Source organism: Bacteroides clarus, assembly GCF_015555825.1.
Taxonomy (GTDB): domain Bacteria; phylum Bacteroidota; class Bacteroidia; order Bacteroidales; family Bacteroidaceae; genus Bacteroides; species Bacteroides clarus.
In genome coordinates, this window is the sequence record NZ_JADNLF010000016.1 from 49505 (window position 1) to 62098 (window position 12594).

A 12594-nucleotide genomic window follows, 5' to 3' on the forward strand; every position below is an offset into this window, starting at 1 on the left:
AGTATAAGTAAATGCATATAATCAGCTTATACTATCAGTCATCCGGAGCGAAGCGAAGAATCTCTTCCCTCTATACATCTAAAAAAAGAGTATTCTCTCCGCTCTGAATGACAGACTGTACAAGACGATTCAGAATAGGATGATTACGAATGAGTATCGGAAGTGTGTAATATGAAGAAAGAGGAAGTAAACATAAGTAGCTGTAAACGCGACATCACCGTCCGGCGTGTGCCCCGCCCTTTATGCTTCATACCTTATACTTTATACTTCATATTTACTGTTTTTGTTCTTACGTCCTGCCATTACCCCCGTCCCGACTTGGAAAACGGGAAACTGGGAGCAAAGACCCGCGATTCGCTGGCTTATCTGTATGAGCGTCATTATACGTGGAATACGAACTTGGAGGTACAGGATGATTCGGTGACGATAGCCTGTCTGCCTGTAAAGGATTGTTACAACACGCTGTACAAAGGGGATAGGGTGGTAGTGGCGGAGTTTGCCATTCATCCCGCGGACAGCGTGGATAGCGTATGGGTGAAACTCGCCCATTCTCAGGAAGTGCAGGGCTGGCTTCGGGAAAAGGATATGATGCGGGCTTTTGTTCCTACGGACAGTATCTCCCAGGCCATTTACCTGTTCAGCGATACGCATGCGTCCTATTTCATTGTTATTTTCGCCTTGTTCGTGGCGGTATGGCTGTTTCGTGCGTTCCGGCGCAGGCAGTTGCAAATGGTCTGCTTCAATGATATAGACAGTGTATATCCGTTGCTGCTATGCCTGTTGCTGGCGTTCAGCGCCACCGTGTACGAGTCTATGCAGGTATTTGTACCGGAGACGTGGCAGCATTTTTACTTCAATCCTACGCTATCGCCGTTTAAAGTGCCGTTCGTGCTTTCTGTGTTCCTTATGAGCCTTTGGTTGTTTGTCATTGTGCTGCTGGCGGTGCTCGACGATTTGTTCCGTCTGCTGAGTCCGGCGGCGGCAGTGTTCTATCTGTTGGGGCTGGCCTCTTGTTGCATCTTTTGTTATTTCTTCTTTATATTGACTACCCAGATATATATCGGCTATTTGTTTATCGCCGTATTTGTGTGGGTATTCCTCAGGAAACTGCGTTCGTCACTGGCTGCATCCCGCTATCGCTGCGGTAATTGCGGACAGAAGATAGGGGCGAAAGGAGTTTGTCCGCATTGCGGGGCAATCAACGAATAAGTATTTCATCGGTATCGGCGGTTGGTACATTCCGTTCCAAAGGCGGGTATGTTGTCTACCAACGGCCGGTATTCCATGTACCAACGGTTGGTACTCCGCATACCAAAGCGTGGTACCTCATGTACCAATGTGTGGTACTTCCCGTACCAACGGTTGGTATTTCGCGTACCAAAGCATGGTATTACTTTGGTACACGTAACCTGTTTATGGAAAGTGGCTTGCGAAACCTGTTTGCAGACTTGCCGAAAACGTTCGGTTTCATTTGCTAAAATCTGCAGCGCAGCTCGATTCCCGCCTGGATGGGGCGTCCTTTCTGCATGAACCCGTTGCCCATGCTCTCAAAGTAGAAAGCGGCATAATCCTTGTCCAGCGCGTTACGCACCCAGAAATCTATCTGTCCGCGGCCTTTCTGTAAACTGACACGTCCGTTCAGCGTACCGTAGAACGACTGGCTGACGGTATTTTCTTCCGTCCAGTAGACGCGTCCTGCACCGGTATAGCCGGCATTCAGTTGGATGCGGTCCAGCCAATATCCCGGATTGATGCGGAAAATGTACTGCCCGCCTACGGTCAGCGTATGTTTGGGGACGAAAGGTACGTAGTGGCCGTTGTAGCTGATTTCCTGAAGCCGGCCGTTGACGCGGGCGTTGGTTACGTAATCCTTGAAGGTGGCGTACGTATAGCCGTAGCTGGTGTTCAGCGTGAAGTCGGTGGTGATGGCGGCAGCCAGAGCCAGTTCGGCGCCGAGGCTACGGCTCTTGCCCGCGTTGACCGTCTCGCGTCCCAAGCCGCTCGCTCCCGCGAAACGTGAGATTTGCTGGTCGCGCGTCTCCAGCCAGAAGAGTGCGGCGTCGGTGCGCAGACGGTTATTGAAAAGGTTCAGGTGGGCTCCGATTTCATAGTTCCAGGTTTGCTCCGGCTTGTACTCGGTGGCGGAGCGGGCGTCGGGGTTCTCGCCTGCATCGGGGAACTTTTCGCTGATAAAATCTTTGTAAGATGCGCCGGGGGAGTTCTCTATGGCTTTCAGCACTTCTTCTTTCGTCTGTCGCTTCATGTCGTTTTGCAGGCTGGACTGCAACAGGTCGGAGAACATCTGGATGTTATATCCGCCCGAACGGTAGCCCTTGCTTACGGTTGCGTAAACGTTGCCCAGATTGTCTTTGAAATCGTATTGAAGGGCAAACTTAGGCAACAGTTGCAGGTAATCCTTATCGATGGAACCCCGGTAGCGTGACTGTACGGTGAGCGCCGTCTCGGGCATCATCGGTATTTCTTTGATAACCTGTCCGCCCCGTACCATTTCTCCCTTGATACCTACCGTATAGTCCATTGCGGTACCGGAGTCGTAGTTCATCTTCATCTTCTCGTAGTCCAGACGCAATCCGGCTGTGAAGGATAATCCCGTCAGGCCGAATAAGTCCCGGAAAGTGGATTGGTGGAACAGCGCTCCGTTGAGAAGCGGCGTGTCGAAATTGCCGTTAATGAGCAGATTGCCGCTGCCGAGTTGCAAGGACGGCAGGATATTGAGTCCCATGCCCGGCATCATGGTAACTTCTATTTTGGAAGGGATTACACTGCCCAGCATCTGCCCCAGCATATTCATGCCGTCTTCTCTGAAGGTCACCGGTGCGTCGGTTTTCAGCCATTGGTAGAAGCCGAATACACCCGTGGCCCATTGCCAGCGGCCATTGCCTTTGCTTTTCATCACAATCTCTTCGCTCAGGGTATGGATGCGCTGCCTTTGTTCCAGCGTATAAATATCTTTTGCGGTGAAATCCTGGTCGATGAACATGCGGTCTTTCAGGAACTGATAACCCGTTACGGCGCTCAGGGTGAAGCGCTGCGCCTGGTATTCGAGGTTCAGCCCTGTATTCAGCAGATTGCGGTAGTAACTGCTTTCGCGGTTGTTGGAGATTGTACCGATATAGGATTTCATGTCTTCGCTTTGGGCGGCGGGATTGACGCTGCCTGTATAATAGTACGGATAGCCGCCCTGGTCGCTGTATTCGTAGCTTATGTTCAAGTCCGCTTTCCAGTTCTCGGAAGGCAGGTAGATGCCGCGGAAGCGTCCTCCGGCCGACTGCCCTTTATCTATTTTCTTATTGTTCAGCGCCGCGTTGCGGAAGAAGCCGCCTTCGTAGTCATAGAAGCCGCCGGTGGAGAAAGCGAAACGCTCGGACACCCGGTGGTAATGCGTCAGCGAAGTGTTGTAGGCATTGTGCGTGCCCGCGCCCATGCGGAAGTCTGTGCCCTGATAGGAGAAAGGCGATTTGGTGTGAATCTTAATCAGCCCGCCCATCGCGTTGCGTCCGTACAGGGTTCCTTGCGGGCCGCGCAATACGTCGATGCGTTCGATGTCGGAGTAGTCGAAGTCGAAAGCGGATTTGTCGATGTAGGGGATGTTGTCCACATACAGTCCGATGGACGGCGTGTTGATGCGCGAGCCGATGCCTCGGATGTAAACGGCGGAAGTCAGGCGTGAGCCGTAGTCGGGGATGAACATGTTGGGAACAAGTCCTGTCAGGTTCTTGATGGAGCCCACCCGGGCAGCCTGCATGTCTTCCTGCGAAAGCAGGGTGACGGCCGTGGGCAGCTCGCGCAACTTGCGGTTTTCTTTGGGCGCTGCGATGACGAGGATTTCTTCAACGTCCACTACTTTCAGGGTGTCCAGGTCTTCTGCAAGCGCATTGCCGGCAGTGAGGAGCATCAGAATCAGGGTGATAATCTTATATTGTTTCATAACTGGTTTTATTTCGGCTGCAAAGTAACGCGAAATCTCCAGTCCGTGCAATCCTAATTTATGAGGATTATGAGGGGGAAGCGCTTTATTATATCCCGTCGGCGTCAATGTAGCCGTGCATCACGGCGTAAATGGTCAGTCCCGATACGGACTTGATGCCCAGCTTCTCCACGATGTTCTTGCGGTGGGTGATGACGGTGGTGAGGCTGATGTTCAGTTTGTCGGCAATCTCTTTGTTGATGAGCCCTTTGGTGATGAGTACCAGCACTTCTATTTCGCGGGCGGACAGGTCGTGGTCGTCGGCGCCGTTGGCGGCATGGGGCGGCATGGAGGAGCGGGAGCCGTCCGGTTGCTTGCCCGGATGCCCGTGGTGATGGCCGTACCGGTGCAGTTGGAGAATATCTTTGATGAGGCTTTTCTCGTCCTGATAGATGTTCAGGGTAGGTACTCCCGATAGCTGGGGCTGGTTGTCGCCGCCTGCCAGTACGATGGTTTTGGGTTTGCGGGGCAGGAAGAAAGAGGTATGCTCGAAGTATATCCGGGAAGAGATGAAGTAATGGGCGTACATGTCGGGCGTGTCGTCCATGAGTTCGGCGAAAGAACGGAACACGCGGATGGTGGCCATCGGGATAATCTCTTCCAGAAGGTTCTGCAATCCCAAAGAGGTCAGTGTGTTGGGAGCGACGATTGCTATTTCGGGAGTTGTCATAAAGATACAGGGTTTGCCCGCAAAAGTACGGATTATTTTTGTATCATCCTTATAATGCGGGGAAATGAATTTCGCCCGAATGCAGAACTCTGTCACTCTCTTATTTGTTAGTAGTTTATAACTAACTTAAAACCTTAACGTTATGAGATATGATATAGCCATTATCGGCGGCGGGCCTGCCGGATATACAGCGGCCGAGAGAGCGGCTGCCGGCGGTTTGAAGACCGTCTTGTTTGAGAAGAAAGCCATTGGCGGCGTGTGCCTGAATGAAGGATGTATTCCAACAAAGACACTGTTGTATTCCGCCAAGCTGTGGGATACTATGAAAGGAGCCGCCAAATACGGCATAGCCGTTCCCGATGCGGCGGCTTTCGACATGGAAAAGATAATCGACCGCAAAGATAAAGTTGTAAAGAAACTGACGGGCGGCGTGAAGATGACAGTCGGCTCGTATGGCGTCGCCATAGTGGAGCGGGAAGCCGTGATAGCGGGTGAGGAGAACGGAATATTCCGCATCGTGTCGGGCGGTGAAACCTACGAAGCAACCTATCTGCTGGTGTGTACCGGTTCCGATACGGTTGTCCCGCCGATACCCGGCTTGTCCGATACGGATTACTGGACTTCCAAAGAAGCGCTCGAGAGCAAGGAGCTCCCCCAATCGCTGGTTATCATCGGTGGCGGCGTTATCGGCATGGAGTTCGCCTCTTTCTTCAACAGTATGGGGGTGAAGGTGAGCGTTGTGGAGATGATGCCCGAGATACTGGGGGCGATGGACAAGGAAACGAGCGGCATGCTGCGTGCGGAATATCTGAAACGGGGCGTGAACTTCTATCTGAATACGAAAGTAACGGCGGTGTCCCAAGAGGGGGTGACTGTCGAAAAGGACGGCAAGGCTTCCCTGATAGAGGCCGGAAGAGTTTTGGTAAGCGTAGGCCGTAAGGCGAATCTTGATAAGGCGGGATTGGACAAACTGGATATCGAGCTGCTGCGCAACGGCGTGAAGGTGGATGAGCATATGCAAACGTCCCATCCCCGTGTTTACGCCTGCGGCGATATAACGGGGCGCTCCATGCTGGCGCACACCGCGATTCGTGAGAGTGAAGTGGCGGTTAACCATATTCTGGGAGTAGAGGATATGATGAACTACGACTGCATACCGGGTGTGGTCTATACCAATCCGGAAGTCGCCGGAGTGGGGAAGACCGAAGAAGAACTGAAAGCCGCCGGCACCGGCTATCACATACAGAAGCTGCCTATGGCGTATTCCGGACGTTTCGTTGCCGAAAACGAATTGGGAAACGGGCTGTGCAAACTGGTACTGGACGATGACGAACGGATTATCGGCTGCCACCTGCTGGGCAATCCGGCATCGGAGATGGTCGTAGTGGCGGGCATTGCCGTTCAGCACGGCTATACGGTGGAGGAGTTTCAAAAGAGCGTATTCCCGCATCCTACGGTGGGAGAGATATTTCACGAAACACTGTTTGCATGACATCCTGCATAGATAACCGCTGTACGGATGTGTATTTCAATCTGGCGGCGGAAGAGTACCTTCTCAAGAAAAAGAAAGATAATTTCTTTATGGTGTGGCAGTCCGCCCCTTCTGTGGTGATAGGCAAGCACCAGAGTGTACGGAAGGAAACGGATGAGGCGTATCTGCGCGCGAACGATATCGCGTTGGCGCGCCGTTTTTCCGGTGGCGGGGCTGTGTACCACGATGAGGGTAACCTCAATCTGAGCTTTATAGAAACGGTGGAGCGTCCCGACTTTGAGTACTACCTGCGGCAGACTGTGGATTTCCTTGAAACCCTCGGCATTGTGGCGTATACCGACAAGCGGATGGGTATCTATGTAGACGGGCGGAAAGTGTCGGGCAGTGCGCAGTGCATCCATAAGAACAGGGTGATGTATCATTGTACTTTATTGTATTCCACCAATCTGCTGGCACTGGACGCCGCATTATGCGGAAAGGGCGGTGACGGGGATTTATCGCCCGGTTCACGCGTGCTGCGTGCCGTTCCGTCTGTGAGAAGTACGGTAACGAATATCAGTGAGCATCTGTCGCCCGTCCTGCCTCTGAGACGCTTCGCCCGTCTGCTGTTTCACTTCTTCTTTGAGAAGGGAGACAGCCGTATCTATCGTTTCACTCCCGGGGATTTGAAGGAGATTGAACGGCTGAAGGCCGAAAAATACGCCTGCGGGGAGTGGATATACGATAAGGTCGTATCGGTTTCGGTGTGAGGTAAACTTTACTTCCGGGCGATTTGTTTACATAATAAGAACTAATAACCTAAAACTTAACTATATGTCGAGATTTGAGATAAAGATGCCCAAGCTGGGCGAAAGTATAACCGAAGGGACTATTGTCTCCTGGTCGGTACAAGTGGGGGACGTCATCAAGGAAGATGATGTGCTGTTTGAAGTGAATACAGCCAAAGTCAGTGCGGAGATTCCTTCGCCGGTGGAGGGTAAGATAGTGGAGATCTTGTTTCAGGAGGGCGATACCGTTGCGGTAGGTACGGTAGTGGCTGTGGTGGATATGGGTGGAGACGATGAGGTTTCCGAATCTCCTGCCGGTACGGCGGAAAGCGCCAAGGTCGCTGCGGCGGATAATGTTGCGTCCGATGCTTCGGCTGCGGCGCGGGAACTGCCTGAGGCGCAAGCCGCCAAGTCGGAAGATGAGCGCTGGTATTCTCCGGTGGTTCTCCAATTGGCGCGCGAAGCCCGGATATTGCAAGAGGAGTTGGATAAGATTCCGGGTACAGGCTATCAGGGGCGTTTGAGCAAAAAGGATATCAAGCGATATATCATACGGAAACAGAATGGCGGGGCGGGCGTTGCCGTTGCGAAGCCGGATGTGACGCCGGCTCCGAAGGTGAGCGCGGCTGCCGCGCCGAAACCGGTATCGGCGGTATCTCCCGTACAAGGCACATCGGCATCGGTAGCGCCTCGGCCCTCGTCCGCGACTGCAACCTCTTCCGCAGAAGGTATCGAGGTGAAAGAGATGGATCGTGTCCGCCGGATGATTGCCGACCACATGGTGATGTCCAAACATACTTCTCCGCACGTAACCACGCTGGTGGAAGTGGATATGACGAAACTTGTGAAGTGGCGTGAGAAGAATAAGGAGGTTTTCCTTAAACGTGAAGGGGTGAAACTGACCTATATGCCTGCCATTACCGAAGCGACAGCCAAGGCACTGGTTGCCTATCCGCAGGTGAATGTTTCCGTGGAAGGTTATAACATCTTGTTCAAGAAGCATATCAATGTGGGAATAGCCGTATCGCAAAACGACGGTAACCTGATTGTACCTGTTGTGCGCGATGCCGACCGGCTGAACCTGAGCGGACTTGCCATTGCGATAGACGGCTTGGCGGCTAAAGCGCGCGTCAACAAACTGACGCCCGACGATATAGCGGGCGGTACGTTTACGATTACCAATTTCGGCACGTTCAAGTCGCTGTTCGGTACGCCTATCATCAATCAGCCTCAGGTCGCCATATTGGGAGTAGGGGTGATAGAGAAGAAACCCGCCGTTATGGAAACGCCCGAAGGGGATGTGATAGCTATCCGCCATAAGATGTATCTTTCCTTGTCTTACGACCACCGAGTGGTGGACGGGTCGCTGGGAGGCAACTTCCTCTACTTCATCAAGAATTACCTGGAGAACTGGAATGAATAAAACTAAAAAAAGAGTATTATGAAGAAATATGATATAAAAACCACGGATGCGGAAACGCTGAAGAAGTGGTATTACTTAATGGCGTTGGGGCGTGCGCTTGACGAGAAAGCGCCTGCCTATCTGTTGCAGTCCTTAGGCTGGTCTTACCATGCTCCGTATGCGGGGCATGACGGCATACAGCTGGCAATGGGACAGGTATTCACCAAAGGAGAGGATTTCCTCTTTCCTTATTACAGGGATATGCTGACAGTGCTTTCGGCAGGAATGACTCCCGAAGAACTGATACTGAACGGCATCTCGAAGGCTACCGATCCGGGAAGCGGCGGACGGCACATGTCCAATCACTTTGCCAAACCGGAGTGGCATATCGAGAATATATCTTCGGCGACAGGTACGCACGACCTGCACGCCGCAGGCGTGGCGCGGGCCATGGTGTATTACGGGCATAAAGGAGTGGTTATCACTTCGCATGGCGAGTCGGCCTCGTCCGAGGGGTTTGTGTATGAGGCTGTCAATGGTGCGAGTCTGGAGCGTTTGCCGGTTATCTTCGTCTGGCAGGATAACGGATATGGCATCTCCGTACCGAAGAAAGACCAGACTGCGGCGCGTAAGGTTGCCGATAACTTTTCCGGTTTCAAGAACTTGAAAATCATTCATTGCAACGGCAAGGATGTCTTTGACTCGATGAATGCGATGACCGAGGCGCGGGAATACGCGTTGCTTAACCGCAATCCGGTGATTGTGCATGCCAATTGTGTGCGTATCGGTTCGCATTCCAATTCGGATAAGCATACGTTGTATCGTGATGAAGGAGAGCTGACTTACGTAAAGGCCGCCGATCCTTTGATGAAGTTCCGCAGGATGTTGCTGCGCTACAAACGCCTTACCGAGGAAGATTTGGTTGCGATTGAGGAAAAGGCGAAGAAAGATTTGTCCGCAGCCAACCGTAAGGCGCTGGCTGCTCCCGACCCGGATCCGAAGACCATATTCGACTATGTACTGCCCGAGCCTTATAAGCCTGAAAAATACAGGGACGGTGTGCACTCCGAGACGGAAGGCGGGAAAGAGTTTCTGGTGAATGCTATCAATGAAACCCTGAAAGCGGAATTCCGGCATAATCCCGATACTTTTATTTGGGGACAGGACGTTGCCAATAAGGATAAGGGCGGTGTCTTTAATGTTACGAAAGGTATGCAGCAGGAGTTTGGAGAGGCGCGCGTGTTCAGTGCGCCCATTGCCGAGGACTATATTGTGGGTACGGCAAACGGCATGAGCCGTTTTGACCCGAAGATACGTGTCGTAATAGAAGGTGCGGAGTTTGCCGATTACTTCTGGCCTGCGGTTGAGCAGTATGTGGAATGTACGCACGAGTACTGGCGCAGCAACGGGAAGTTTGTTCCCAATGTAACGTTACGTCTGGCTTCGGGCGGCTATATCGGCGGAGGGCTTTATCATTCGCAGAATCTCGAAGGGGCTTTGGCTACCTTGCCCGGAGCGCGCATTGTATACCCGTCCTTTGCGGATGACGCTGCCGGACTGCTTCGTACGAGTATGCGCTCGCGCGGATTTACGCTGTTTCTCGAACCGAAAGCTTTGTATAACTCGGTGGAAGCGGCGACGGTCGTACCCGAAGATTTTGAAGTTCCGTTCGGTAAGGCGCGTATCCGCAGGGAGGGTTCCGACTTGAGCATCATTACTTATGGCAATACGACGCACCTCTGTCTGCATGTGGCCGAGCGTCTGGAAAAAGAAGGCGGCTGGAATGTGGAAGTCATCGATATACGTTCTTTGATTCCGCTGGACAGGGAGACGATTTATGAGTCGGTGAAGAAGACCGGCAAGGCATTGGTGGTGCACGAGGATAAGGTGTTCGGCGGTTTTGGCGGCGAGATTGCCGCCGGTATCGGTTCGGATATGTTCCGCTATCTGGACGCTCCGGTACAGCGGGTAGGTTCCACCTTTACACCCGTAGGTTTTCATCCGGTATTGGAACGTGCTATCCTGCCGGACGCGGACAGAATCTATGATGCGGCCAAGAAGCTGCTGGAATTTTAATGAAAGATGAACGGATTATGAAAAAGATAGGATTGTTTTATGCTGCGAATGCAGTGAAGACCTCACAGATAGCGAAGAAGATACGTGAGGCATTGGGTACGGAGTATGTGGATATCATTCCGGCCGAACAGGCTTGGGGCAATGATTTCGAGGCCTATGACAATTTGATTGTCGGAGTATCCACCTGGTTTGACGGAGAGCTGCCCACCTATTGGGATGAGCTGATTCCTGAACTGGAGACATTGGACTTGAAAGGAAAGCGCGTTGCTCTTTTCGGCCTGGGCGACCAGGTGAATTATCCCGATAATTTTGTTGACGGCCTGGGTATTCTGGGTGATGCTTTTGAAAAGGCGGGAGCTGCTTTAGTGGGATTTACTCCCGCTAAAGAGTATTCATTCAACCGGTCGAAGGCTTTACGAGGTAATGAATGGTGCGGACTGGTTATTGATATCGAGAACCAGTCCGGAAGAACCGATAAGCGTATCAAAGCCTGGTGTGACCGGCTGAAAACGGAATTATTGTAGTAAGAGCCGGCCTACGGCTTCCGCGCACCGTTCCCCGTCAATCCCGGCTGATACGATACCGCCTGCATATCCGGCTCCCTCTCCGCAGGGAAACAACCCTTTCAAGCGGACGTGTTGCAGCGTATCTTTGTCTCTGACAATACGCACCGGAGCCGATGTACGGGTTTCGACCCCGATCATGGTGGCTTCGTTGGTAAGGAAACCGTGGCTGTACTTTCCGAATTGCTGGAAACCTTTGCTCAGCCGGTCTGCGATGAACGGCGGCATCCAGAAGTGCAGAGGCGATGATACCAGTCCGGGAGCATACGAACTTTCCGGCAGGTCGTAGCTGAGCTTTTTCTTTGTAAAGTCCGCCATGCGTTGTGCCGGTGCTGTTTGCTTCATGTTGCCCTGCTGCCAGCAAAGACGTTCCAAAGCTTCTTGAAAGTACATCATGTTGAGTTGGGAATTGAAATCCGAAAGTCGAGCGTCGGCCGCACTGCTTTGTTGCGCAGCCCATTCTTCATTCATCATTCTTAATTCTTCATTCCCCAAGTCTTCCGGGCGCAGTTCCACTACCATTCCCGAGTTGCTCCACCGGGAACCCCGGTTGCTGGGGCTCATGCCGTTGACTACTATTTGCCGGGGACCGCTGGCTGCCGGAACGACAAAGCCTCCGGGGCACATGCAGAAGCTGTACACGCCTCTTCCGTCCACCTGGGAAACAAAGCTGTACTCGGCGGCGGGCAGGTATTTGCCGCGTCCGTTGCGGCTGTGGTATTGTATCCGGTCTATCAGGGAAGCGGGATGTTCCAGGCGTACTCCTACGGCGATGCCTTTGGCCTCTATTTCCACCCGGTTGGCTGCAAGCCAGCGGTATACATCCCGTGCAGAGTGTCCGGTGGCGAGTATTACAGGACCGAGGAGCGTTTGCCCGGTATTGGTTTCGATGCCTTTCACTTCATCGTTTTCAATGATAAGGGCGTCCATGCGTGTCTCAAAATGCACTTCACCGCCACAATCGATGATTGTATTCCGCATATTTTCTATGACCCGCGGCAGTTTGTCGGTTCCGATATGGGGATGGGCGTCTACGAGTATGGAAGACGAAGCGCCATGCTGGCAGAATACGTTCAGTATTTTATCTACGTTTCCCCGCTTTTTACTGCGGGTATAGAGCTTGCCGTCCGAATAGGCTCCCGCGCCGCCTTCTCCGAAACTGTAATTGGATTCCGGGTTGACGGTCTGCTCCCTTCCTATCAGGGCAAGGTCTTTTTTGCGGTCGCGCACATTCTTTCCGCGTTCCACTATGACGGGGCGCAAACCAAGCTCTATCAGACGCAAGGCGGCGAACAGCCCGCCGGGGCCGGCTCCTACAACAATGACTTGCGGCTTGTCCGACACATTATGATAGACGGTTTCCTGATACTCCTTCTCTTTCGGCATCTCATTGAGATAGGTGCGCACGGTCAGGTTTACGAAGATGGTCCGCTGGCGTGCATCGATGCTGCGTTTCAGAATTCGTGTGGCCGTAATGTCGCGCGCGTTCAGCCCTTTCTCTTGTATGAGGTATTCTTTTATGCGTTGTTCGTTGGCTGCGATTTCAGGCAACACGCGTAATTGGTATTCTTGTATCATTGGTTTTCTTTCTGTATACTATATAATAATGTGTATTAATCCGTATGCCCTGCGGCAA

The 12594-nt window shown here is 52.5% G+C and carries 9 protein-coding genes and 2 pseudogenes; 8 read left to right on the forward strand and 3 right to left on the reverse strand.

From position 1 onward, the window contains the following. Positions 1-171: 171 nt before the first annotated feature. Both I2F54_RS14970 and I2F54_RS14975 read left to right on the forward strand, forming a co-directional pair. Positions 172-1209: a hypothetical protein gene (locus I2F54_RS14970; RefSeq protein WP_022219465.1), complete on the forward strand. Its 1038-nt coding sequence runs from the start codon at positions 172-174 to the stop codon at positions 1207-1209. Further along, positions 1179-1478, forward strand: a complete 300-nt coding sequence (locus I2F54_RS14975) for a hypothetical protein (protein ID WP_181993187.1) — start codon at positions 1179-1181, stop codon at positions 1476-1478. The genes I2F54_RS14970 and I2F54_RS14975 overlap by 31 nt, the downstream gene beginning before the upstream one ends. Here I2F54_RS14975 and I2F54_RS14980 read toward each other — a convergent pair. Then, complete coding sequence (locus I2F54_RS14980; RefSeq protein ID WP_195501700.1) at positions 1475-3949, reverse strand: TonB-dependent receptor; 2475 nt, start codon at positions 3947-3949, stop codon at positions 1475-1477. The genes I2F54_RS14975 and I2F54_RS14980 overlap by 4 nt on opposite strands. A gap of 88 nt (positions 3950-4037) precedes the next feature. Further along, a complete protein-coding gene (locus I2F54_RS14985; protein ID WP_039951145.1) occupies positions 4038-4658 on the reverse strand; it encodes a response regulator transcription factor in 621 nt (206 codons plus the stop codon). Between the two features lie 142 nt (positions 4659-4800). Between I2F54_RS14985 and lpdA the strand changes: the two genes are divergently transcribed. The 6 genes and pseudogenes from lpdA (at position 4801) to I2F54_RS15010 (ending at position 10919) form a co-directional block, all read left to right on the forward strand. Beyond that, positions 4801-6150, forward strand: coding sequence for a dihydrolipoyl dehydrogenase (gene lpdA, locus I2F54_RS14990; RefSeq protein WP_195501702.1), 1350 nt, complete (start codon positions 4801-4803; stop codon positions 6148-6150). Continuing rightward, positions 6147-6899 carry a lipoate--protein ligase family protein gene (locus I2F54_RS14995; protein WP_195501704.1) on the forward strand — a complete coding sequence of 251 codons (753 nt, stop codon included), beginning with the start codon at positions 6147-6149 and terminating at the stop codon, positions 6897-6899. The genes lpdA and I2F54_RS14995 overlap by 4 nt, the downstream gene beginning before the upstream one ends. 85 nt (positions 6900-6984) lie before the next feature. Further along, positions 6985-7131 (forward strand): annotated as a pseudogene (locus tag I2F54_RS16335) (biotin/lipoyl-containing protein); the annotation flags it as partial. 204 nt (positions 7132-7335) lie between these two features. Next, positions 7336-8340 (forward strand): annotated as a pseudogene (locus tag I2F54_RS15000) (dihydrolipoamide acetyltransferase family protein); the annotation flags it as partial. Positions 8341-8358: 18 nt separating this feature from the next. Further along, the gene (locus I2F54_RS15005; protein ID WP_118047009.1) at positions 8359-10395 is read left to right on the forward strand and encodes an alpha-ketoacid dehydrogenase subunit alpha/beta; all 2037 of its coding nucleotides are present in this window, start codon (positions 8359-8361) and stop codon (positions 10393-10395) included. A gap of 17 nt (positions 10396-10412) precedes the next feature. Beyond that, on the forward strand, positions 10413-10919 hold the full coding sequence (locus tag I2F54_RS15010) for a flavodoxin (protein WP_039951147.1): 507 nt from the start codon (positions 10413-10415) through the stop codon (positions 10917-10919). Here I2F54_RS15010 and I2F54_RS15015 read toward each other — a convergent pair. Further along, positions 10911-12536, reverse strand: coding sequence for an NAD(P)/FAD-dependent oxidoreductase (locus I2F54_RS15015; protein WP_195501708.1), 1626 nt, complete (start codon positions 12534-12536; stop codon positions 10911-10913). The two genes, I2F54_RS15010 and I2F54_RS15015, sit on opposite strands and share 9 nt — an antisense overlap. Positions 12537-12594: the final 58 nt, after the last annotated feature.